Origin of the sequence: Halorubrum salsamenti, from assembly GCF_007671685.1 — an archaeon.
GTDB classification, from domain to species: domain Archaea; phylum Halobacteriota; class Halobacteria; order Halobacteriales; family Haloferacaceae; genus Halorubrum; species Halorubrum salsamenti.
The window spans coordinates 66105-87542 of record NZ_VCNL01000009.1; the positions used below are offsets into that span (position 1 = coordinate 66105).

Sequence of the window (21438 nt, forward strand, 5' to 3'; positions counted from 1 at the left end):
GCCGATTTTGGTGGGGCGTACAAGTTCTTCGGCAATCAGAGTTAGTAGCAAAGGCCACTCTTCGAAGAGCGACAAAACCGTCGCACGTTGAAGTGAGAGAAATAGAACGTCGCAGCTACTCTTGGGTGAGTAGGCGACGAAGAACGAGATGGAGAATACCGCCGTTTTCGACGTATCGAACAGCAGCCGGTGTACTAATCTGGGCAGTGACTGGGAATTCAACGGTCGATCCGTCAGATCGTTCAGCGACGACAGTAAGTTCGTCGTTCACGCTCAGGCCGTCGTCGAGGCCGTGGATCGCGATATTCTCCGATCCATCGAGATCGAGTGACTCCCAGGAGTCGCCGTCGGCAAACTGGAGCGGGAGGACGCCCATGCCGACGAGGTTGTCGCGGAAGATGCGCTCGTAGCTCTCAGCGATGGTTGCACGAACGCCCAAGAGGTCGGTCCCCTTCGCGGCCCAGTCGCGGCTCGACCCCGTTCCAAGTTCTTCACCCGCAAACACGACCAGCGGCGTATCGTCCTCTCGATAGCGCTGACTCGCTTCGAAGACGGTCGTCTGTTCGCCCGTCGGCTGATGAACCGTGTAGCCCCCCTCGACATCGTCGAGCATCTCGTTCTCGATGCGGACGTTGGCGAAGGTGCCGCGCATCATCACCTCGTGGTTGCCCCGGCGAGCGCCGTACGTGTTGAACTCGTGGGGCTCGACGCCCTGTTCGACGAGCCACTCACCAGCAGGTTGCTCACGAGAGAACGGGCCCGCTGGGCTGATGTGGTCAGTCGTGACCGTATCACCGAGCAGCATCAACGTGCGAGCGTCCTGGATGTCTGCGACGCCGGGCTCGTCCAGCGGGAAGTCCTTGAAAAAGGGCGGCTCGCGGATGTACGTCGAAGAATCGTCCCACTCGTAGACGTCACCGGTCGGCGCGTCGAGTGCCTCCCACCGTTCGTCACCCTCGAACACTTCGGCGTACTTCTCCTCGAACATCGAAGCGTCCACGCTCTCATGGATCGCCGTGTGGATTTCGTCGGCGTCCGGCCAGATGTCGGCGAGGTAGACCGGGTCCCCGTTATCGTCCGTCCCGAGTGGGTCCGTTTCGAGGTCGATGTCCATCCGACCGGCCAGCCCGTAAGCGACCACCAGCGGCGGACTGGCGAGGTAGTTCGCTCTGACCTTCGGGTGGATGCGCGCCTCGAAGTTCCGATTGCCCGAGAGGACGCTCGCCGTCCAGAGGTCCTCGGCGTCGATGGCGCGCTCGATGGGTTCGGGGAGTGGCCCGGCGTTCCCGATGCAGGTCGTACAGCCGTAGCCGACGACGTTGTAGCCGAGGTCTTCGAGATACGGCAGTAATCCCGAGGCTTCGAGGTATTCGGTGACGACGCGGCTCCCGGGCGCGAGGCTAGTCTTGACGTACTCGGGGACATCGAGGCCATGCTCGACGGCGTTGCGGGCGAGCAGGCCTGCGGCGAGCATTACCGAAGGGTTCGACGTGTTCGTACAGCTGGTGATGGCGCTGACGACGACGCTCCCATGCCTGATTTCGGTTGTCTCGCCGTCGAGGTCGACGTCGACCGTGTCGTTTAGTTCGCCCACGTCCGGTTCCGGGAGGTCGGCGTCGGGGCGGTCGGCGGCGACGCTGCTCTCTCCCAGCCAGCGGGTGAGCGCGTCCTCGTCGATTTCGTCGAGTTCGTCTTCGAACTCGCCGTGGACCAGCCCCCGGAAGTGGGTCTTCATATCGTCCATCGGGACACGGTCCTGGGGACGCTTTGGTCCCGCGAGACTCGGCGTGATCGTCGAGAGATCGAGCTCGACCGTCTCCGTGTACTCCGGATTCTGTTCGCCGAACAGCCCCTGCGCATCGAGATATTCGCGAACGAGTTCGATGTGTTCCTCCTCACGACCCGTGAGTTCGAGGTAGTCGAGCGTCGCTTCGTCGACGCCGAACATCGAGATTGTCGATCCCTGCTCGGGGGCCATGTTCGCGATAGTGGCCCGGTCGGGGACCGTGAGGTTCGCCACGCCGGGGCCGAAGAACTCGACGAAGCGATCGACGACGCCAACCTCGCGAAGCTGTTCGGTGACGTGAAGCACGAGGTCAGTCGCAGTTGCACCCTCGGGGAGTTCTCCGGTAAGGCGGACCCCGACGACTTCGGGCAGTTTCATCGTGATGGGCTGGCCGAGCATCGCGGCTTCGGCCTCGATGCCACCGACGCCCCAGCCGACGACGCCGATGCCGCCGATCATCGGCGTGTGGCTGTCCGTGCCGACGAGCGTGTCCGGAAGCAGCCAGTTCTCACCGTTCCGCTCGCGGGCGTGAACGACCTGCCCGAGGTATTCGAGGTTCACCTGGTGAACGATACCGGTGCCCGGCGGGACGACGCGGAAGTCGTCGAAGGCCTGCTGAGCCCACTTGAGGGCGCGATAGCGTTCGCCGTTGCGCTCGTACTCCAGCTCGACGTTCTTCTCGTAGGCATCCTCGGAGCCGAAATAGTCGACCTGGACGCTGTGGTCGATCACGAGGTCAATTGGAATCTCTGGCTCGACGATCGCGGGCTCCTTGCCTTTCCGGTCAACCGCTGATCGGAGCGCAGCGAGGTCGACGACGGCAGGGACACCGGTGAGGTCCTGAAGAACGACTCGTGAGGGAGTGAACGGGAGTTCGACGTCCGGCACGTCAGGTTGCCACGACGCGACGTTTCGAACGTCCTCGGCGGAGATCGTGTCGCCGTCGACGTTCCGGAGGACGGATTCGAGGAGGACACGGATGCTGACCGGGAGACGGTCCAGTTCACAGAGTCCCGCCTCTTCGAGGGCGGTGAGGTCCGCCATCCGATAGGCATCTCCGTCGAACTCGAACTCGCGTATCGCGTCGAAAGGATCGGTTTCGGCCATACCCTGAGCTACGGCGCCCCGGCTCTTGAATCGTTTCCCGTGGGCGATCTGACGACTGGATCATCGCTCCCATGGATTTCGTCGGCCGTGGGGCACTCCGGTCACAGAATCCGGTCGAGTGCATCTGTAATCGAGGGAGATTCGACGATTCGGAACCCTTGAACAGCCACGTCCGTCGGTTCGCCCGCCGGGACGATCAGCTCCCGTGCGCCGACTGCTCGCGCCGCGCGGGCTTTCGTCTCGATCCCGCCGACGGGGAGCAACGTGCCCTCGTCGTCGACGATCCCCGTGATGAGCGTCTCCTGTGAGAGTGACTCCTGACGGAAGCTGGCGACGAGTGCGACGGTGAGACCGGCCTCCCAGCTCTTCCCGCGGAGTGCGAGTACACCAGAGGCGGGGGGCTCGAACGTGACGTGCGTCGCCGTGTTGGTGAGCGACTCCCCGGTAAGACGTGTGGCCGTCTCCCTCGCTTCTCGGAGCGCGAGCTGGAGGTCGTGACGGACTTCGATTCCGTTCAGGTTGACGAACAGTTCACCGTCCCCGTCGGTGAACTCGAACTCGAACGGGACGATGAGACCGTCACCGAAGCTGTCGACCGCTGGAAGGTAGTAGCGCGTTGGGGCGGGAAGCGTGGCCCCACCCGCAAGCGTCGCCAGCGACTGAAAACCCTCCCCCGCTCGCGTTAGACCGAGAACCACCCCAGCGCCGCCGACGCTCCCCAGGCCGAGTCCTGCGAGGAACCCCCGCCGTGACAGAATCGTCTCCTCCACCCGTCCTACAACGTCTCTTTCCGTATCGGACGGGCGAGAGACGGACGCGGAGTCATCGGTGGGCATAGCAGTATGGTGCGTGGCTACGCTGGGTTCCCGTGGTACCATGTAACAGGGGTGCAGTAATAAAGGCTCTTCGTGTACGCGTTTCGAACGGGTACGCCTATTTCGGTCGCGCACCGACGGATAGACACAGTCTCATCACCACTCATGACGCTCCGGTATCGGTCGTTGGTCGGGCTCGTGGGCGTGAGCAGCGTCGTGACCGGGGTCGGCGTGTGGATCGCCTACCAGTTCGAACTTCTCTTGCTCGGAGTGACGACCCTCGCGACCTGGACACTTCTGGTCGGACTCGTCGAGGAGGCATTCGTCCGGTTCGTCCCATTGATACTCGTCTTCTACGGCTGGAGTTACCGTCGGGGGACGCTCCTCTCGAAGACCGAGGGGTTGCTCGCGACCGTGGCCTCCGGGCTGACCGTTGCGCTCCTCGAACTCGTGCTCAAACTCGAGTACCTGTCGCGGCTGGAGGCGACAGTCCGGTTCGACTCGCTCGTGCTCCCGCTGGTGTTCGTCCACCTGCCGTTCGCGTTACTCGCCGGGCGGTTCGCGTACGCACTCGGCGAGCGGATTCACGGCTCCGACGACATCGGGTTCCCATCACTCTCTCGGCGAACCCTGGCGGCACTCGTGCTCGGGTATCTCGCACTTTCGCTCGCCCACGTCGGGTACAATCTTCTCATCTGAGAGCCGCTCGAACAGAGGGAAGAACTGAAAGACCGACAATCACCACACCCTGGATTAGGTGGGGATACTGCAACCGTTTCCCGAATCCGATGACGGCCCCTTCGACGAGGACCCAGACGACGAGCGCGACGCCGACGGCGATGGCCGCCGGCCACGCCCATCGTTTTCGACGGAAGAGGCCGTACACGACGACCAGCGGGAACACACCGAGGATACTGAAGAGGATGACCCCGGGAACCAGATAGCTATCGAACGGGGAACCAGCCAGAAGCGTCGGCGAGATTCCAATAAGACGCCCCGAGGGAGCGAGGATGAACTGGCCGCCGCCGGCGAGTCCCGACACGCCGAGCACACCAATCGTCGCGATGAGTGCCCAGAGCGCGAGTGGTCGATCTTGGTGCTGTGTTGAAATACCCATCCGTCGACGCTCCTCCGTCCTGATGAGAAGTGCTTGCTACGGTGGGAAAGCTATGTGGGTCTACTGGCTGTCCTCTTCGTGGTCGTCGCCGAGTGCCGTCCGAATCATCCCATTGAGTTCTTCGAGCTTCTCGCGGACGCGCTCGGGCTTGTCGGCCGGCGGCTCTTCGAGTGCGACCTGCTCGTGGGGGTCCGGCTCACCGACGATGACGCTACCGATCATCCCGAGGCTCTCGTGGGGCGTACAGTAGTAGTGGTAGACACCCTCGGTCTCGAAGGTGTGTTCGAACGTCGCACCCTGCTCGGAGACGATGCCGCTGTCCCAGGCCGCTGCGCCGTCGGGGACGAGCTGGGGCTGGTCGTTGTCGGGGTGGTAGGCGGTCGTCGAGTGACTCCCACTCTCGTTGTTCCAGGTGACCGTTCCCCCGACGTTCACCCGCACGACGTGGGGCTCGAAGTGGTAGCCACCGTCCTCGGTAATCATCCGCACCTCGGCCGTATCGGACGGTGCCCCGACTGCTTCGTCGTGGTCATCCTCGTCGTCGCTGTGACCGGACTCCGTGCCGCCGTCGTCGTGGCCAGTCTCAGTCGGCGTGCCGTTTGCCGCTCCGCCATCGTTGTTCTGCGTTCCAGTGCACCCGGCAAGCCCAACGACTGCCGCACCGCCAGTCAGCTGGAGCATCCGTCGACGCGTGAGTGAATCGGTCATGGCATCGGTCACCTTACAGGTGAACCTACACGGTCTGGGCATATAGTCCGGAAAGCAGATTTGCTGGGTCAGCAAATCGGCGTTCCTTTATATACCCACCCACAACAACACGGATTGTGAGTGAGGAGCGAGACATCTCGGGGATTCTCGAAATCCTTGACGACGACTATGCACGCGCCATCCTCGAGGCGACTCGCCCAAAACAGCTGTCCGCCAAGGAACTCAGCGAAGAGTGTGACATGTCAGTCTCGACAGTTTCCAGACGGGTCAACACGTTACTGGAGTACGATCTGCTTATCGAGCGAACGCACGTTGATCCCGACGGTCATCATTACAGCGAATACGAAGCCCAACTCGACCGCGTCGAGGTCCAGCTCCTCGAATCAGGATTCGACATCCGTATCGAACTTCGAGAAGACGCGCCCGACAGATTTGCTCGGTTGTGGAACACAATGAGGAACGAATAACCATGCACCCCGGACTCATCGTCGCAAAGCTCGTCACAATGGTTCTGGGATTCGTGATCGCCTATCAGGCCTATCGAGGGTACCGACGTAGCAACAGTCAATCGATGCTGTACCTCGCGGTCGGGTTCGCCATTATCAGCTTCGGCGCAATCGTCGAAGGAATCTTGTTCGACGTGGTTGGCCTGACCTTACATAATGCGGGAACGGTGGCAACAACCATCGTCGCGATTGGTATGCTCACGATCCTCTACGCTCTATACGGACGTGACCCGCAGAAACTGGAGAACTGACTAATGGTGGATACGACAACAGCCGTTCTCGTGGCCGTCCGCCTGGCTGTCCTTGCCCTCGGTATTCTGATCACGTACTACAGTTTCGAGGCTTATCGACGAACGGGGACGTACTATATGAGAAACGCTGCAATCGGATTCGGGATCATCACCCTCGGTGTGTTCATCGAAGGAGTACTGTTCGAGTTCGGGGGGCTCGATCTCGCTTTCGTCCATATCATCGAATCGGTCGCCATCGGTCTCGGATTCGTGGTGCTTCTCATCTCGCTTCGCCAGTAGCTCGAGCCACGGCTATACTCCTCGAATGGTTAAAATGAACTCATCTGAGTTCCGGAGATCCTGTTCGGTCACACTTCCGAGGAGCCGTCGTGAAAGGCCGGATCGTCCGTGTGTTCCCATCACGACGAGGTCGATTCCGTGTTGATCCAGTATTTCCTTATTGCCTGATGAGGAACAGCGTGAGTGATCTCAGCAACGACTGAAACATCGTCGGCAGCTGCCCGGGACTGGACATTTTCGACGACAGTCTCTCCGTTTTGCTCCAATACTTGCTGCAGTTTGTCCCACGTCCATTCCGGACGAGACGCGTAGGCACTCTATCCACAATGTAGGGGGCATGAGGTGTCGGATCGTACGTCCGAGCCAAATCAAGAGCGTGAGTGACTGATGATCGTCGAGCCACGCCGCAAGGTCGCGGGCGTTCCCACTGTGTCGGTCCATCCGGACGGGGAGCGTCTTCGTTCCGCGAAGGACGAGGAAGCACGCGAACGGGTCCGGTGTCGCTCCCACGCTGTTCTGGTAGAACCCCAACTGCTCGTCCAGACCTTCGTCGTCCGTGACCAGGGCGCCGCCGACGACATCGGAGTGTTCGCCGAGGTACTTCGTCAACGAATGAGCGACGATATCTGCGCCTAACTCTAATGGGCGCTGGAGATACGGTGTCGCGAATGTGTTGTCCACGGTACAGAGAGCGCCGTACTCGTGTACGATTTCGGCGGTCTCCGCGATATCGACGCCCTACATAAGTGGATTCGTCGGCGTCTCGAGCCACACGACTTCCGTCGCCGAGGAGACCGCCTCTCGGACTGCGTCGCGGTCGGTCGTGTCGACGAAGTCGAACGTGAGGTCGTAATCCTCGTAGACCTGCGTGAATAGCCGATGGGTCCCGCCGTAGACGTCTTCGCCGACCACGACGTGATCGCCTGCTTCGAGCAGATTCAGGACCGTGTTGATCGCGGCCATCCCGCTGGCGAACGCCCGCCTGTACGCTCCGTTTTCGAGGCTGGCGAGATTCGCTTCCAGTGCCGCTCACGTCGGGTTGTCGGTTCGCGAGTACTCGTAGCCACGGTGATCGCCGGGCGCGTCCTGGGCGAACGTCGAGGAGGCGTAGATGGGCGTCATGACTGCGCCGGTATCCGAGTCCGGGCGCTGGCCTGCGTGGATCGCCCGCGTGTCGAACCGGCCAGCATCGTGCGTCTCGTCTCTCTGGTCGTCGCTCATGCTTTCCCCTCCCAGGCCTCGAAGGAACCGTAGATGTTCTTCGAGAGGTACCGTTCGCTGCCATCGGGAAACACCGTAACGACAGCCGGTGCCGGGAGATCGAGTTCACCAGCCGCGGCCTCTTCGGCGACCTCGCGTGCAGCGACGCTCGCCGCACCAGAACTGGAGCCGACAAGATGCCCCTCTTCAGCGGCGAGACGAGTCACTCCGGCGTGTGCGTCCCGGTCGCTAACCGTCCGAATGTCGTCAATAGCGTCTGGATCGAGCAGCCCGGTCACGTCCGGGTCGTGTGTGCCGATGCCTTTGGTCTTGTATGGTGCCTCTTCGCGTTCTCGGTTCAGGAGTTCGCCAAACGTCGAACCGGAGGGCTCGACGGCTACGACGTGGACGTCGGGGACACGCTCACGCACGGCCCGGGTGACGCCCATCAGCGTCCCGCTGGAACCGACGCCCGCAACGATTGTGCCGACGTGCTCGCCGAGCGTATCGAGGATCTCCCAGCCCGTCGTCTCGTAGTGGGCCTCGACGTTCAACGGCGTCGCAAACTGCTGTGGGACGACGGCATCGTCGCGCCGGTCGGTAATCTCGTGGGGCGTTTCGGCAGCCTCCCCCATCCCCGCATCACCGGAGATGTGAACGATCTCCGCACCGAGCGCGGCCATCAGTCGTTCTTTCTCCTTGCTGAATCCGCGGGGAACGACGAAGACCGTCTCGAGGCCGAGTCGAGTGGCGGCGATCGCCATTCCGATGCCGGTGTTTCCGGCTGTCGGTTCGACAATCGTGCCGCCGGGAGAGATGTCGCCGCGTTCGAGGATGTGCTTGCCGATTCGGTCTTTCACGCTGCCGCCGGGGTTGAACATCTCCAGCTTCGCGTAGACGGACACGTCGCTGGGCGTCGCGTCGAGTTCGACGATCGGGGTGTTGCCGATTGTTTCGAGGAGCGATGCGTCGGAGTCGGTGTAACGAGTCAGGTCTCTGGGTCGTGTGGTGGGCAATCTGTGGACGGTACGCGTCGTATCTCCGTGACCATCTCGACACGTCGCTCGGGGAAACCGAAATCGAGGACGTGACGGATCTCAAGCGCCAACACGAGATTCCATCGGATCTACAGAGCTGTCACACACTCGTCCTCGATGAGTACGTCGTCGAAGGACATGTTCCTGCCGAGGTTATCGCGACGATGCTCGATGAAGAGCCGGCGATTGACGGCATCGCGTTGCCCGGTATGCCGTCCGGATCGCCGGGGATGGGCGGGACGAAGTCCAATACATTCACCGTCTACAAACTCGGCGGCGGAAAGACAGGTGACGTGTACACCGAAATCTGAACAGAGAAGACCTGGTCAAGATACTTTGGGACGGCAGTCCACACCCAGAACGATGATTCGACGACTCCTCCACGATCCCGGGTATGTGCTCGCGTACGTACTTTTCCTCGGTGCGAATACGCCAGAATCGGTCGTCACCCGTCTTCGCATTGCGTATCGCCTTGTCGGTGTCCGGATCGTCGAGACGCCACAGGTCGATTCGGTCGAGCGGACGATCTTCCTGTGCCGTACCGAAATCTGGGCACCACCTGGTACGGGGAGAAGTGGATCTGTCACGACATCCTCGACCGCGTCGACGACGGTTACGTGACGTATCTCCGACGGCACAAAGGAATCGACTACCAGCGTCCTCGCGGGTGTACCGACCTCGCGTACTGCGACGAATCCGAGTACTGCTATTCAGAGGTTTTCGAACTCGAGTAGGTGACCGATGGATCAGAGTACTCTACGCAACCGAGTCACCGACCAGTTCTCCTACCGCGGCGAGCGAGCCGATATCTGGCGGATCTTCGATCTCCTGCTCGACACTGACGAGTTCCTCAATCTCGGCTACTCGGAGTGGTACCAGCCACATATTGTCGGCTCGAGTCAGCGTCGCCTCGTCACGGAAGTCGGCTCGAGGGTCGTATCGCACCTACCTGCAACGGAGGGAGTACGACTTCTCGATGTCGGCTGCGGTCGGGGTGGTCCAGCGCTCCATCTCGCCGATCGGTTCGGCTTCAACGCCACTGGTGTCGACCTCGTTCCGTACAACATCCAGATGGCAACCGAGAACGCACGGGGTATGCACCTCGATTCCGAGTTCGTCGTTGGCGACGCGACACAACTCCCGTTCACCAGGGACTCGTTTACCGCGTGTACTGCAATCGACGCGCTTGTATACCTCCCCGACCGAAACCGCGTTTTCGCTACAGTCGCAGATACCCTCGTACCCGATGGGGTTTTCGTAGTCTCCGATCTCGTGACACAATCCGACGCGATTGAAACGGAACGGAGATTAGTCGATTCATTTTCGGATGCGTGGGATATGCCGCCGTTAGGTACTGTTGAAGGATACAAAGCCGCTCTCGACGATACCAGCTATGAGCTCAAAGCGGTCGAAGATATCACGAAACACAGCGTCGGACGCTTCCGAAAGTGGACGACGCTGTACCTCCAGCTACTCACGAGCCCGCTCCGGGCACTCATTGAACGACTGTTGGGAACGTATGATCTCGATCCCGCAGCGATTACTGAGCAGGTGAGGAAGGCTCACCACGCGCTGCCGTTCCTGCGGCACGTTATCTTCGTTGCGGAAATAGAGGCCACTTGACTGCTACTCACACGACGTGAAAGAATCGAATCGTCATGTCGACGCTTGAGCATCCTCCGGACTTGGATGGACCTGCGGGATCTTCATCGCCCGTGATTGTCGGTGTTGGATCGTGACCCATAGATTTAGAATTGGTCCAGACTCTAGTATTTATAAAAAACACGGATAGGAATCCATTGGTATGCTCGGACGATAGTTCGGTATTGTGAGGTACTAATCCTTGATTCCGGGGTCGGACAAGCCAAACTATGCAGCACGGCTCAAATCGCTCAATATCTCGACTTTGGAGTACTAAGAACAAATTGCTTGATTTAGGCCCTCGTACGTATGATGTGGGGTGAAACCGAATGGCAACTGACCCAGTCTGTGGAATGGACATCGATGAAAAGGATGCGGCGGCCACAGCTGAGTACGACGGTCAAACGTACTACTTCTGTGCCGAGGGCTGCAAGGAGACGTTCACCTTGACACCGGAGGATTACGTCTAACCGTCACACCCCACACCTGCGTCGTAGCTCCCCCCACACCCACCCCCATTCACCCGATCCCCCCACCCCCATTCCGCCTTTCGATGACCCAACCAGAACTTGACGACACGGATCGCGAAATCCTCCGTCTTTTAGCGAAGAACGCGAGACGACCATACAGTACTATTGCTGAGGCAGTAAATCTTTCAGCCCCGTCGGTTTCAGCACGCGTCCGTCAACTGGAGCAAGAAGGTGTCATTCGTCGATTCACCGTTGATCTCGACCTCACACAGTACGAAAACCGGATACACGTCATGGTACGCCTCCAGCCTGAGTTCGGAAAGACGGATTCTCTTCGAGAATCGATCCTCGAGACCCCATCCGTAGAACACGTATTCACAACTGCGGAGGGCGAAATCGTAGCTGTTGCGACGCCGTCGCGGACTACAGTCGGAAACTGGGCACAGCAATATCTACCACTGACTGACGTGCGGCGATACGACGTACAACTGCTGTCGAGCACTGCTCACTCAGCGTATGCCGAGGGGACAGAATCCGCACTCAAATGTGCAAATTGCGGAACCACTGTCGGTGAAGACGGACTAGCCACCCGTGTCGGTGGTTCACTCCAGCAGTTTTGCAGTGAGAACTGTGAAACAACGTATAGGGAACAGTATACAGAAAGTCAAGAGAAATCTGATGCTTAGAGTCTAGCATTAGCTGTGTACTCAATCCCTGATTACTCACGAGTTTGCTGCTAATAGTTTGGATTTGAAACAGTAATCGTAGTGAATTAGGAGCGTGTGTATACACCTATGGAAGCGTCCACAACCACCACAGGAGAAGCTACAAGCAACAAGGTACTCGTCCGTGCTAATGAGATTGAAAAAACGTACGGATCGAGTTTTCCATTTACGCGGTCAGTGACCGTCCTCACCGATGCCGATCTCGAAATTCGGACGGGGGAAATCGTCGGGATCGTCGGCGCGAACGGGTCGGGCAAATCCACGCTCATGAACATCCTCGTCGGTGTCCTCGAACAGGATTCCGGAACAGTCGAACGGACGGGAACCGTTGGCTGGTGTCCACAGGAACCACTGCTTTACGACCGCTTGACGGTCGGAGAGACGTTCCGACTGTTCGGTTCCGGATACGGAATGACCGCCGAAGAAATCGACGAGGCCAAACACCGCTTGGCGTCGAAACTCGATTTCGAGCAGTACCTTGACTACCGAATCGACCAACTCAGCGGTGGTAACCGGCAGAAAATCAATCTCAGTATCGCCCTGATGCACAACCCGGACGTCCTCATGCTGGACGAGCCCTACACTGGATTCGACTGGGAGACGTATCTCACGTTCTGGGATCTCGCAGAGGAACTCGCTGCTGACGGAACAGCTGTCACGATGATTTCACACCTGATCGAGGAACAAAGTCGTCTCGACCGCATCTACGAGGTTCGTGACGGACAAGTCTACGACGTGACTGATCAAGAAGCCGAGACTGATGCAACGGCCAGTGAACGGGGGGAAGCGACCGATGAATAGGGTTCGAACAGGGATTCGATCGAACGTCTCCACCTTCCTCAGAACCCCCCTGGATGTCGTCTTAGCACTCCTACTTCCGGTTGTCGTTATCGAAGGCTGGGGACAAGCGATGGCGGGGTTGCCAACTATGCCGACAGTTGAGGCGATTCCGATCGATCTGGGTCGCCTCCTCGGAGCGATATTCGGGATCGCTATCATCGCCGGCCTGATGGGACTCACCCAGATGATCAGTGCGCGTACAGCCGATCGTCGGCTCGTCCAGACGGGCTATCCACCTCGGACATTGCTTGCGACTCGATTAGCGACGCTCGGAGGGGTCACGGTCGTCGTGGCTGCCGTGAACTACGGCGTGCTTTGGCTGACAATTTCACCGGAAGCCCCTGTCCTGACGTTCGTATTCCTCGTCCTTGCTGGCCTCGTCTATGCGTTTCTCGGCGCACTCGTCGGTGCGCTCCTTCCACGACTGTTCGAAGGCTCGCTCGTCGTGGTGTTCCTCGCGATGATGGATGCGTTCCTCAGTGGCGACAGCCCGCTGGCTGCTGACATTCCTGAGTTCGTGGAATACTTCCCGCTCTATCATCCGAAGGAACTCCTTCAGGAGGCGATGTTCCAGGGCACATATACGACAGGTAATCTCGGCTTCGTTGCCGGATACCTGTTGGTCTTGCTCGTACTCGTCACCGTAGTGTTCGGAATGACGATGCGCACCAGTGGGGGGTGGTCCGCATGAACCGCACGACAACGGCGTTCTCAATCGGTATCAAAGAACAGGTGCGAAACTACGTCCTCGTCGCTCTGCTGGTCGTCTTACCGGTCTCGTTCATCACGTTGGCGTTCGCAGTCACCCAAAATGTCGAGATGCCGGTTCGAACGCTCGTCGACGGTGAGACGGTGACGGTGATGCGGGGAATGCCGGAGGTCCACGGCGTGATTATGACGCCGATTACGAGTGCTCTCATCGCCGGACTCGCCGGGTTGTTCCTGATGCGAGAAGCCAAAGACACGGACGGTCGTCTGGCAGTCGCGGGCTATCGTGCACGACAGGTAATCGCTGCCCGGTTTGGGGTTCTCGCAGCAATTACTCTCATCGTCACCGGTGTCTCAGTTGGTGTGATGCGCGTCGATTTCCAGCCCGAGTATCTCTGGTGGTTCGTCGCAGCGATGCTCGTCGTCTCGCTCACGTATGGCCTCATCGGGATGCTCGTCGGGGCCGTCTTCAACCGCCTAGCCGGGATGTGGCTAATGCTGATTCTCCCGATGCTCGATATCGGACTGTTTCAGGATCCGCTGTTCATTCAATCTGAACCTGATTGGTGGATGAAACTCTTTCCGGGCTATTGGCCAGTCCGTGTAATGGTCGATACCGGACTCACAACCGACGTAGATACGGCTCTCTCGTTGGTGTGGGCTACTGGATATCTTCTCCTCGTAGCCGTGCTCGCAATTGGTATATATTACAGAGTCACGCAGGCGAGTTGATCACAAGAGAGATCAGTCATAAATAGAACAAAACAGGTCACGGGATCGTTCTGAAATCAAAGGTATCGGTGAGGACGGTATTCTCTAATCCCCGAATCACTTGACCCCGATCAGTTCACCCTCTCACGGTGGCAATCAGTTGGAGAAGTCCTCATCAGTAGCATCTAATCGCTCACGGCGGCGTCTATACTCCTCCTCGTCAATTTCGCCCCTGGCATAGCGGTTCTGGAGCGTTTTTCTGGCTGAGTCGTCGGTAGCCGATCGAGGAGAATTTTGGTTTCCAAGCCAGTAGAGCCCGCCACCGAGAACGCCCAGCATTCCGAGTACGCCACCAACAGCTGGTAGCCCTCCAACTCCACCTCCGTTGCGGCCACTCATCATTCCAGAACCACCTCGTCCCATCATTCCACCACCAGTATTCCCGCTTCCATCGCTGCTTGAGCCGTAGGCGACTGTACCCTGGTCAACAATCGCCTCACTCGATGGGACCTCTCCATCCGGGATTGAATCCTCCTCTGCCGGTCCGCCAGGACTGCCAACTACGATCCGTCCGACCATCCCAATCGACTTGTGCGGGATGCAGTAGTAATCATACGTCCCTGGCGTTTCGAACGTATATTCGAAGCTCCCGTCTGAGATCGTCCCACTATCGAAGGCGGAAGCGCCCTCCGGAATACGATCTGCGTACGCCGTAGCGGAATGTGCCCCCGCTGCGAGTTCAAATTGAACGGTTGTCCCGGGATCAACACGTAGGCCGATTGGGTCGAAGTAATTGTTTCCCATCTCCACGATGGGCGTCTCCTGTGCGTTCGCTGACTGAGCAAAGCCGGTGCTGGCGACTGCGCTGGCACCGACAATGCCTAAGAATTGACGTCGGCTGTGATGTGTCATGTTGTCTGGATCATTCTTCGGTGGGTAGCTACGCGCGATACTGGTGCGAAGACTTCGGACGTGACTCACTCCGAACTTGTCGTTTGTTCCCATTACTACTCATAACCATATGCTGAATCGAGCACACCATTTCGATGTAACGGAACGATGCTGCCGAACGGTTGGTTTCGATACCCTCGAGTCGATCCGCAGGTGTTCAAACGGGTGAAACGCGGTTTGGGTAGTGGTCACTCTGATTGTTCGAGCTTTTCTCGTCGGGCTTCGAACTCTTCGTCCGTGAGATCGCCACGAGCGTACGCCAGACGTAACTCTTCCATCGCGGGATTATGAGACGTCTGTGTCTCGCTCATCCGCCGGAAGATGAGATATCCACCGCCCAGAAGCGCAAGGAGGAAGATGACCGGGACGAGCATCCCGATGAGGGGCCACCAACCACCTGTGGTACCGTACTGGCCCATCATTCCTCCGTATCCCATCATCCCACCGAACCCCATACCCATTGTGAGCAAGGGAAGGAGGATGAACGCTCCGAGGACGATGAGCAGTATCGTCGTCGTATCCAGTTGATCCGATGATGCCATCAGAGATCAGGCCTCCGATGCGGATCCGAACTCGTCAGTTACGGCTGCCAGTACGCGGTCGAATCGTTCGCTGACCTCGGTCGCGACGGAGTCAAGCGCGTCGTTATCAGCGATCCCGACTAACTGTTCCGGGTCGACCGCACTCACCACGATGACGCCGTCATCGTTCTCGTAGACGATGACGTTACAGGGCAAGAGCGCACCGAGTTCAGTTTCTACACTCAACCCTTCGTATGCCAGCGGAGGATTGCACGCACCGAGGATGCGATACTGGCGGAACTCCTCACCGAGTTTCTCCTTGAGCGTCGCCTGAATGTCGATGTCACAGAGAACACCGAATCCCTCGTCTTTGAGCGCGGCATTCGTTGCGTCGACGACATCGTCGAACTCTCCATCAATCTTGGTTTGTATTGTGTAACTCATGTAATACTGTATCCTGTTTACGCACTTAAGCGTTCGGTCCCGTCGCCCCAACTGGCAGACGAGAATTTTTTCTCGACGATGCTCCTTCTATTTCGGTCATGGGCACTACTCGAGTTGCTTTCGTCGACGTTCGAACTCTTCATCGGAGAGTTCACCGCGAGCGTAACGCTCACGAAGAACCGAAAGCGGCCGACTATCACTCCTCTCAGAATCTCTGTTGAGGAGTGAGTAGACGAGATAGAGCGGGACGACGATTAGGAGCCCCATCCAAAGGAAGCTCCAGAGGCCCATTCCACCGCTGAAGACCCCCCAACCGCCGCTACCCATCATACCGCCGCCGTAGCCTCCACCACCGTGAGCCGCTGCGGTGCCCGTTGCTACAATCAACAGCGGAACCGCTAGTATTGCGATTCGACGAGTCGTCCGCCCGAGAGTGTTGGTGTAGTGTGTCATTGTGATCGTTGAGTCAGTAAGTCGAATATCTATCGTGTCAGACGAGGATCCGAACAGGGATCGTTAGCAGCCGTACCCCTGTCCGTTCATCCCCGTCGCGGTGTGATTGTCGTCCGCCATATCTTGGGCCATCTCGTCGACGGTCACGCCCATGTGCGCTTCCATCTCGTCAACGGCATTCGGGCCCATGTAGTCGGTCATGTGACCTTCCATCCAGGCCGCCCAGTCTGCTGCACTACCATCGGCTGGCGTCCCTTCAGCTGCCGTCTCGTTCCCCTGGATCGGTTCGTCACCGTGTGCGCTAACTACCGGGGCGGCAAACGCGAGTCCGACAATCGCGAGCACCACGAGCAGCCATCGTCCGAGGTTTCGGTTGGTCATTGTTTTTCGCCTCAAGTAGTCATACGGTGGGTTCGGAGTTATCTTCGTGGGAGTGAACTCAAACAGGAGAGCGTTCAAGAACGTCTATAACGCCATCTAAACGTTTTCTACTGACGGGATCGTTCATACCTGCCGAATTCGAAAGGATCAGAGGAATGGTGAGAGCAAAGGGGATCCGTCGAGACTGTTCACCTCATTGCGGCGATCCAGACAATAACCACGGTTCAGGCGGCGAGGGAGGCTCGGGTATTGCTGACCACGAACGAGATGGATCAGTTCCCTCGGAACTGGTGATACTGCCTCGTGAGTGCCTGACGATGGTAGAGGATTCCAATTGTCATGAGGAACAGAACGGTCGCAATTTCGTAGCCATACGCACCAAGCAATAACATCGTTGAAGAACCACTCAGTCCGCCTGCAAGTAGTACGGCAAACAACGGGCTAACGCAGGCAGGGCACGCCACAATCCCGACTATTCCTCCGACTGCCGACTGCGAGAAATCAAGCAATGCATCATAGACGAGATACGCCAGCGCGAACAGGCCAACCGCTTGGTAAGGAATGAGCGAGACCGTGATCAGGTCACCTGTATAGACGAAGACCGGACTCCATCCCAAAGATCGACCCCACGTTATTCCGAAGCCGCTTGGTCCAGTGAGCTGCCCGAAATGAGAGGTGCTCGGTCCAAGTAATCCTGAAAAATAAAACATCACGATGAGATATAGAGCAACGACAAGTGCGGCACCAATACGATACACTCGACGTTTCGTTACAGGTCGAGTGTGCCAGATCACCCAGACTGAGGCGGTGAACCAAATAAATGGAAGGACGAAATGGGTCCACCGGCTCCCCATATCTCCTGTGAAATATGCGTACACCAACCCGGCGATCAACTGTGCGGCGAGGAGGAGATTGAGCCACGTGCTTGACTTGAGAACCCGGCTAATGCGATCAGTTTCGAGTGTTGCTTGTGACATGATGGGTAGTGTTAGTATGAATTTCTACGTCTGTTAGTTCTGCAGGTCATCACTCGGATACACGCGGTAGGTTCGACCCTGTCGTTCCCGATACAGCAGCCCGCGCTCCTCGAGTGAACTCACGGTCTGGCTCACTTTACTCTTTGAGAACTCAGATCGATCCCGAAGTTCGATCTGCGTGATTCCAGGCGAGTTCAGGACGGGTTCAAGGACGCGTCGTTCATCATCCGGTAAGAGATCGAGAACGCGCGCTTGCGGATCCGATTCAGGATTGATAGGCGTCGCCGGCGAGGCGTCATCGTCTATCGATGTAGGCGTTGCCTCCGATACCTGATCGGGGTCGATGTGATCCGCTGAGTCGGTTGTCGAATCGATGAGATTCCCTCGAACCACGTAATAGATGCCACCGATACTGCCTGCGACCAGAAGGGTTCCAACCACGTACCAGAGAGGATCTGGACCGTGAATCGCCCCCATAGACGAGTCCATCATCGGCCCCATCGACTGCTCGATAGCGCGACGCTGTTGATAGGCCCGCCAACTGAGTAGTCCGCCAGCCAAGAGGACGAACCCAAGGAGCACACCAACGACGGTATCCGCTGGACGTTGGTTCATATGACATCCCCTTGTTTCGATATCTGACTGCTCATACAATCAATTTTGGCGCGACAGGTGTGACAATTGCGGATTGAAGGTGCGATGATGAAGTGCTTCACAGCGGATGAACCACAGTACATCTATCAGTGATCGTGATCGTGGTTTGTTATCTGCGGGCTTTGATCAGCAAATTCCGTGGGCTCTTCCTCGAATGCCCGCTTACAGGTCTTCGAGCAAAAATAGTACGTCATCCCATCATTGGACGCACTCGGCCCCTCATCGTCGGTCCGCATGCCACACACCGGATCACGATACTGACCTGGTGCGCCGATTCCACGTCGGTAGACATACAGGAGGAACCCGGAGAGCGCGAAGGCGATAATATTGAGGTAGAACGTGTAGTTGAGCTCGAAGTACGTCTGTTCGGTCGCCGTCTCGCCACCGGCCAGATCTGGTACGATGCCGAGGGCGTCGAACAGCAACTCCATGAGGAAGCCAGTGAACGCCATCGTCACGAAGAAGACGCCAAGGATGTACAGCATGATCTTCCAGCCGTAGTACTTCCGGTAGACGTTCAGCACGGGCACGGTGATGAGGTCGGCGTAGACGAACGCGATGATCCCGGCGAAGCTGACGCCACCGCCCCACAGCGCGACGGCGAACGGGACGTTGCCCATACTGCCGACGAAACTGAGGACGGCGATGATGACGCCCATGACGGCGTTCTCGGCAGTCACGAGCAGGCCGTCGCCCTGAATGAACAGCGTGTTCCACACCCACTGCGGGACGAAGACGATGACGAACCCAGAAATAAGGAAGCCGGCGACGATGTCTTTCCAGATCATCGACCACTCCTTGCGGTACTGATTCCCGACCTTGTACCAGCCACCCCACGACAGCAACTCGTCACGCCACCCGCCGCTACTCGACGTCTCCTGGCGATAGGTCTCCATACAGCCCTCCGAGCAGAATTTGAGCGTCTCACCGCCGTCGGTCGTGAGCGTGTACTCGTCTTTCCCCTCCATCCCGCAGGTGGGATCTTCGGTGAGGCCCGCCTGGCGGTCGCGCTCGTTGAGCTTCTCGCGGACTTCGTTAAACAGGTTTTCGGGAAGCGTAAGGTGGACGATGGCGGCCATGACGGCGATGAGAATCAGGCCGCCGAGCAGTTCCGCGACGAGGAACTCCCAGCCAAGCAGGATGAGAATCATCAGCCCTAGTTCGACGATGAGGTTCGTCGACGCGAACATGAACGCGAGGAAGTTCACCGCGTGCGCCCCCTTCTTGAACAGGCCCTTCCCGATGGCGACGGCGCCGAAACTACAGCCACTGCTTGCTGCTCCGAACACAGTCGCCTTGGTAAGTCCAGTTAGATCGCCCTCACCCAGCACCTGTGCCATCCGCTCCTTCGAGACGTAGACCTGGACCAGACTCGTAATCGTGAGGCCCATGATGATCGCCCACGCCGCCGTCCAGAGAAATCCGACACCGATACGAAGGGATTCAAGAACTCCGTCGATTATCGTCGCCTGCATAGGTGTATCATTGTAGGGATCATCTATTGCGGTTTTGGTTAGAATATACTGCCTATGAGGGTATCAGTACTATGGCATCGTAACCGTCGGCCATAGATGATCTATCGTGAAGAGGGGAAAACATTGCAAACCTCCACAAGCTCCACGGAATCCGACTTCAGATTCAAAAGGGGAATCTGATTAAATCACGCCGACGTATTAGAGGCTAATGGGACCAGTAGAGACCGATGATATCCCAAATGAGGGGAACACCACCTGGAAGAACAGCCTTCGCCGGCCTGCTCGGTTGTCCAGTACGGTAACTGTCACATCCACTTCCTAATTTACGATGGCTGTCGATCTGGCAATCCATGATGCACTCGTTCTCACAGCCGACGAGCGGAACCGCCTGTACGAGCGCGGCACAGTATGCATCACCGATGGCTGTATCGAAGAAGTCCGACCATCACGTGCAGGAGACGGAGAATTAGAAGCATCCACCGTTATCGACGGGAACGGGAAACTGGTGATGCCGGGGTTGGTGAACGCCCACACGCACCTGGAGATGACACCGCTCATCGGTGCGTTTAGCGAACTCGAGCTGACGGAGATGCTCGGGAGTGGGACGGCCTTGTTTAACAGACTAGGGAACGGCGAATTCGAGTACCTCGTCGAGGCAGGCGTCGAGCTCGCAGCGCTCAATTTCCTCCTGGGCGGTGTCACGACCGTGAACTCCATGGACGCACGGCCTGCCGCAGGTGCAGAGGCGTTCGGGGAAGCAGGGCTCCGCGGATTTTTCGGCCCGGCGATCTCGGACCTCTTCTGGGACCAACCAGTCGATCAGCAGTTCGCCCGTGCTCGCGAGTTCGTCGAAACGTACCACGACACGTACGACGGCCGAATCAGGGCGACGATCTGCCCGCACGACGACTGGTCGTGTACCCGGCAGCTGTGGGAACGGACCGCATCCCTCGCCGCAGAGTATCCGGACCTGCTCGTCCACACGCACTTGCTCGAACTCGAGGAGAGTAACACGATGGCACGAGCGAACGGTGGCGAGGACTCGGTAGGATTGCTCGACGACGTTGGACTCCTGGACGACCGACTGGTCGCTGCTCACTTCCGCCTCGGCGACGAAGAGGACATCCAGCGAACCGCCGAGGCGGACGCGGCTGTTGCGCACTGCCCGTCCGTCTTCTGTTACTGGAATCCGGACGGGGAGACGCAGTGGACGCCCGTTCCCGAGCTTCGAGCCGCCGGCGTCGACGTCGGAGTAGGGATTGACGACCACTACTGGCACGACTCGTACAGCATGTTCGGTGAAGCGCGGCAAGCTCGGCTGGCGGCAAATCTCAAGCGTTCAGCCGGGCAGTTCGACTCGATGGAACTGATACGAATGCTCACTATCGAGGGCGCACGCGCGCTGGGGATGGGCGACGAGATCGGCAGTATCGAAGCGGGAAAGCGCGCGGATATTATCCTCCTCGACGTCGACAAACCGAAGTTCACGCCACTGACCAACGTTCCCGCACACGTCGTGAACAACGCGGTCCCGGCCGACGTCGAGACAGTGATCGTTGACGGCGACGTCGTCCTCCGGAATGGTGTGCCCGAGACAATGGACTCGGACGACGTGCGACAGCGAGTAAATCAGGCTGTCGAACGCTTCATGGACGAGACAGGCTGGGAGTTAGACATTGGT

At 58.5% G+C, this 21438-nt stretch carries 27 protein-coding genes and 1 pseudogene; 13 read left to right on the forward strand and 15 right to left on the reverse strand.

What is annotated here, in order from left to right:
- Positions 1-115: 115 nt before the first annotated feature.
- On the reverse strand, positions 116-2893 hold the full coding sequence (acnA, locus tag FGL94_RS16920) for an aconitate hydratase AcnA (RefSeq protein WP_144927776.1): 2778 nt from the start codon (positions 2891-2893) through the stop codon (positions 116-118).
- Between the two features lie 101 nt (positions 2894-2994).
- A complete protein-coding gene (locus FGL94_RS16925) occupies positions 2995-3663 on the reverse strand; it encodes a S16 family serine protease (protein WP_186313440.1) in 669 nt (222 codons plus the stop codon).
- A gap of 210 nt (positions 3664-3873) precedes the next feature.
- Between FGL94_RS16925 and FGL94_RS16930 the strand changes: the two genes are divergently transcribed.
- Positions 3874-4407 carry a hypothetical protein gene (locus FGL94_RS16930; RefSeq protein WP_144927782.1) on the forward strand — a complete coding sequence of 178 codons (534 nt, stop codon included), beginning with the start codon at positions 3874-3876 and terminating at the stop codon, positions 4405-4407.
- Here the strand turns inward: FGL94_RS16930 and FGL94_RS16935 are convergent.
- Together FGL94_RS16935 and FGL94_RS16940 are read right to left on the reverse strand one after the other, a co-directional pair.
- Positions 4400-4759, reverse strand: coding sequence for a hypothetical protein (locus FGL94_RS16935; protein ID WP_144927785.1), 360 nt, complete (start codon positions 4757-4759; stop codon positions 4400-4402). The genes FGL94_RS16930 and FGL94_RS16935 overlap by 8 nt on opposite strands.
- Positions 4760-4885: 126 nt before the next feature.
- Positions 4886-5533, reverse strand: a complete 648-nt coding sequence (locus tag FGL94_RS16940) for a plastocyanin/azurin family copper-binding protein (protein WP_142980476.1) — start codon at positions 5531-5533, stop codon at positions 4886-4888.
- 116 nt (positions 5534-5649) lie between these two features.
- Between FGL94_RS16940 and FGL94_RS16945 the strand changes: the two genes are divergently transcribed.
- From FGL94_RS16945 to FGL94_RS16955, 3 genes are read left to right on the forward strand one after another with little or no spacing between them, the layout of a single operon-like run.
- Positions 5650-6000, forward strand: coding sequence for a winged helix-turn-helix domain-containing protein (locus tag FGL94_RS16945; RefSeq protein WP_142980477.1), 351 nt, complete (start codon positions 5650-5652; stop codon positions 5998-6000).
- Positions 6001-6002: 2 nt separating this feature from the next.
- A complete protein-coding gene (locus tag FGL94_RS16950) occupies positions 6003-6290 on the forward strand; it encodes a DUF7521 family protein (RefSeq protein ID WP_142980478.1) in 288 nt (95 codons plus the stop codon).
- A 3-nt stretch (positions 6291-6293) separates the two neighbouring features.
- Positions 6294-6569 carry a DUF7521 family protein gene (locus FGL94_RS16955; RefSeq protein WP_142980479.1) on the forward strand — a complete coding sequence of 92 codons (276 nt, stop codon included), beginning with the start codon at positions 6294-6296 and terminating at the stop codon, positions 6567-6569.
- A 12-nt stretch (positions 6570-6581) separates the two neighbouring features.
- Here FGL94_RS16955 and FGL94_RS18690 read toward each other — a convergent pair whose 3' ends face one another.
- The 3 genes and pseudogenes from FGL94_RS18690 to FGL94_RS16970 all read right to left on the reverse strand — a co-directional run bounded on the left by FGL94_RS18690 (position 6582) and on the right by FGL94_RS16970 (position 8761).
- A complete protein-coding gene (locus FGL94_RS18690) occupies positions 6582-6722 on the reverse strand; it encodes a universal stress protein (RefSeq protein ID WP_394348377.1) in 141 nt (46 codons plus the stop codon).
- Positions 6723-6926: 204 nt separating this feature from the next.
- Positions 6927-7790: pseudogene (locus FGL94_RS16965) on the reverse strand (PLP-dependent transferase); the annotation flags it as partial.
- Positions 7787-8761: a PLP-dependent cysteine synthase family protein gene (locus FGL94_RS16970; protein ID WP_142980530.1), complete on the reverse strand. Its 975-nt coding sequence runs from the start codon at positions 8759-8761 to the stop codon at positions 7787-7789. The gene FGL94_RS16970 and the pseudogene FGL94_RS16965, both read right to left, overlap by 4 nt.
- On the opposite strand from FGL94_RS16970, the gene FGL94_RS16975 reads away from it, so the two are divergent.
- The 8 genes from FGL94_RS16975 to FGL94_RS17010 all read left to right on the forward strand — a co-directional run bounded on the left by FGL94_RS16975 (position 8734) and on the right by FGL94_RS17010 (position 13922).
- Positions 8734-9117 (forward strand): DUF411 domain-containing protein, encoded by a 384-nt coding sequence (locus FGL94_RS16975; RefSeq protein ID WP_142980480.1) that lies wholly within the window; start codon positions 8734-8736, stop codon positions 9115-9117. The two genes, FGL94_RS16970 and FGL94_RS16975, sit on opposite strands and share 28 nt — an antisense overlap.
- A gap of 222 nt (positions 9118-9339) precedes the next feature.
- Complete coding sequence (locus FGL94_RS19020) at positions 9340-9540, forward strand: hypothetical protein (RefSeq protein ID WP_394348376.1); 201 nt, start codon at positions 9340-9342, stop codon at positions 9538-9540.
- A 7-nt stretch (positions 9541-9547) separates the two neighbouring features.
- Complete coding sequence (locus FGL94_RS16985) at positions 9548-10429, forward strand: class I SAM-dependent methyltransferase (protein WP_142980481.1); 882 nt, start codon at positions 9548-9550, stop codon at positions 10427-10429.
- Positions 10430-10776: 347 nt separating this feature from the next.
- The gene (locus FGL94_RS16990; protein ID WP_142980482.1) at positions 10777-10917 is read left to right on the forward strand and encodes a YHS domain-containing protein; all 141 of its coding nucleotides are present in this window, start codon (positions 10777-10779) and stop codon (positions 10915-10917) included.
- Positions 10918-11000: 83 nt separating this feature from the next.
- Entirely contained in the window at positions 11001-11603 is a 603-nt protein-coding gene (locus tag FGL94_RS16995; protein WP_142980483.1) for a winged helix-turn-helix transcriptional regulator, read from the forward strand.
- 216 nt (positions 11604-11819) lie between these two features.
- Entirely contained in the window at positions 11820-12443 is a 624-nt protein-coding gene (locus tag FGL94_RS17000) for an ABC transporter ATP-binding protein (protein WP_142980484.1), read from the forward strand.
- 127 nt (positions 12444-12570) lie between these two features.
- Positions 12571-13173, forward strand: coding sequence for an ABC transporter permease (locus tag FGL94_RS17005; protein ID WP_241659229.1), 603 nt, complete (start codon positions 12571-12573; stop codon positions 13171-13173).
- The gene (locus FGL94_RS17010; RefSeq protein ID WP_142980486.1) at positions 13170-13922 is read left to right on the forward strand and encodes an ABC transporter permease; all 753 of its coding nucleotides are present in this window, start codon (positions 13170-13172) and stop codon (positions 13920-13922) included. The genes FGL94_RS17005 and FGL94_RS17010 overlap by 4 nt, the downstream gene beginning before the upstream one ends.
- 135 nt (positions 13923-14057) lie before the next feature.
- Here FGL94_RS17010 and FGL94_RS17015 read toward each other — a convergent pair whose 3' ends face one another.
- From FGL94_RS17015 to FGL94_RS17050, 8 genes are all read right to left on the reverse strand, one after another.
- Positions 14058-14906 carry a plastocyanin/azurin family copper-binding protein gene (locus FGL94_RS17015; RefSeq protein ID WP_241659230.1) on the reverse strand — a complete coding sequence of 283 codons (849 nt, stop codon included), beginning with the start codon at positions 14904-14906 and terminating at the stop codon, positions 14058-14060.
- A 134-nt stretch (positions 14907-15040) separates the two neighbouring features.
- Entirely contained in the window at positions 15041-15394 is a 354-nt protein-coding gene (locus FGL94_RS17020; protein WP_049983674.1) for an SHOCT domain-containing protein, read from the reverse strand.
- A gap of 6 nt (positions 15395-15400) precedes the next feature.
- The gene (locus FGL94_RS17025; RefSeq protein ID WP_004048654.1) at positions 15401-15817 is read right to left on the reverse strand and encodes a DUF302 domain-containing protein; all 417 of its coding nucleotides are present in this window, start codon (positions 15815-15817) and stop codon (positions 15401-15403) included.
- A 105-nt stretch (positions 15818-15922) separates the two neighbouring features.
- Entirely contained in the window at positions 15923-16270 is a 348-nt protein-coding gene (locus tag FGL94_RS17030; protein ID WP_049986201.1) for an SHOCT domain-containing protein, read from the reverse strand.
- A gap of 63 nt (positions 16271-16333) precedes the next feature.
- Entirely contained in the window at positions 16334-16651 is a 318-nt protein-coding gene (locus tag FGL94_RS17035; RefSeq protein WP_004048656.1) for a hypothetical protein, read from the reverse strand.
- Between the two features lie 272 nt (positions 16652-16923).
- Positions 16924-17628, reverse strand: a complete 705-nt coding sequence (locus tag FGL94_RS17040; RefSeq protein ID WP_123624180.1) for a DUF7546 family protein — start codon at positions 17626-17628, stop codon at positions 16924-16926.
- Between the two features lie 33 nt (positions 17629-17661).
- Positions 17662-18243 (reverse strand): helix-turn-helix transcriptional regulator, encoded by a 582-nt coding sequence (locus tag FGL94_RS17045; RefSeq protein ID WP_004048657.1) that lies wholly within the window; start codon positions 18241-18243, stop codon positions 17662-17664.
- Positions 18244-18368: 125 nt separating this feature from the next.
- A complete protein-coding gene (locus FGL94_RS17050) occupies positions 18369-19757 on the reverse strand; it encodes a permease (protein WP_144927787.1) in 1389 nt (462 codons plus the stop codon).
- A 328-nt stretch (positions 19758-20085) separates the two neighbouring features.
- On the opposite strand from FGL94_RS17050, the gene FGL94_RS17055 reads away from it, so the two are divergent.
- Positions 20086-21438, forward strand: a 1353-nt coding sequence (locus FGL94_RS17055) for an amidohydrolase family protein (protein WP_144927790.1), incomplete at its 3' end; no start/stop codon positions are given.

Excerpts from the sequence above, each read along its gene's own strand:
- FGL94_RS17045 (WP_004048657.1), bottom strand. The coding sequence starts at position 18,243 with ATGAACCAACGTCCAGCGGATACCGTCGTTGGTGTGCTCCTTGGGTTC.
- FGL94_RS17020 (WP_049983674.1), bottom strand. The coding sequence starts at position 15,394 with ATGGCATCATCGGATCAACTGGATACGACGACGATACTGCTCATCGTC.
- FGL94_RS16975 (WP_142980480.1), top strand. The coding sequence starts at position 8,734 with ATGCGTCGGAGTCGGTGTAACGAGTCAGGTCTCTGGGTCGTGTGGTGG.
- FGL94_RS16985 (WP_142980481.1), top strand. The coding sequence starts at position 9,548 with ATGGATCAGAGTACTCTACGCAACCGAGTCACCGACCAGTTCTCCTAC.
- FGL94_RS17030 (WP_049986201.1), bottom strand. The coding sequence starts at position 16,270 with ATGACACACTACACCAACACTCTCGGGCGGACGACTCGTCGAATCGCA.
- FGL94_RS17050 (WP_144927787.1), bottom strand. The coding sequence starts at position 19,757 with ATGCAGGCGACGATAATCGACGGAGTTCTTGAATCCCTTCGTATCGGT.
- FGL94_RS17035 (WP_004048656.1), bottom strand. The coding sequence starts at position 16,651 with ATGACCAACCGAAACCTCGGACGATGGCTGCTCGTGGTGCTCGCGATT.
- FGL94_RS17040 (WP_123624180.1), bottom strand. The coding sequence starts at position 17,628 with ATGTCACAAGCAACACTCGAAACTGATCGCATTAGCCGGGTTCTCAAG.
- FGL94_RS17015 (WP_241659230.1), bottom strand. The coding sequence starts at position 14,906 with ATGGGAACAAACGACAAGTTCGGAGTGAGTCACGTCCGAAGTCTTCGC.
- FGL94_RS16990 (WP_142980482.1), top strand. The coding sequence starts at position 10,777 with ATGGCAACTGACCCAGTCTGTGGAATGGACATCGATGAAAAGGATGCG.
- FGL94_RS16950 (WP_142980478.1), top strand. The coding sequence starts at position 6,003 with ATGCACCCCGGACTCATCGTCGCAAAGCTCGTCACAATGGTTCTGGGA.
- FGL94_RS17025 (WP_004048654.1), bottom strand. The coding sequence starts at position 15,817 with ATGAGTTACACAATACAAACCAAGATTGATGGAGAGTTCGACGATGTC.
- FGL94_RS16955 (WP_142980479.1), top strand. The coding sequence starts at position 6,294 with ATGGTGGATACGACAACAGCCGTTCTCGTGGCCGTCCGCCTGGCTGTC.
- FGL94_RS16995 (WP_142980483.1), top strand. The coding sequence starts at position 11,001 with ATGACCCAACCAGAACTTGACGACACGGATCGCGAAATCCTCCGTCTT.
- FGL94_RS16930 (WP_144927782.1), top strand. The coding sequence starts at position 3,874 with ATGACGCTCCGGTATCGGTCGTTGGTCGGGCTCGTGGGCGTGAGCAGC.
- FGL94_RS17010 (WP_142980486.1), top strand. The coding sequence starts at position 13,170 with ATGAACCGCACGACAACGGCGTTCTCAATCGGTATCAAAGAACAGGTG.
- FGL94_RS17005 (WP_241659229.1), top strand. The coding sequence starts at position 12,571 with ATGCCGACAGTTGAGGCGATTCCGATCGATCTGGGTCGCCTCCTCGGA.
- acnA (WP_144927776.1), bottom strand. The coding sequence starts at position 2,893 with ATGGCCGAAACCGATCCTTTCGACGCGATACGCGAGTTCGAGTTCGAC.
- FGL94_RS16940 (WP_142980476.1), bottom strand. The coding sequence starts at position 5,533 with ATGACCGATTCACTCACGCGTCGACGGATGCTCCAGCTGACTGGCGGT.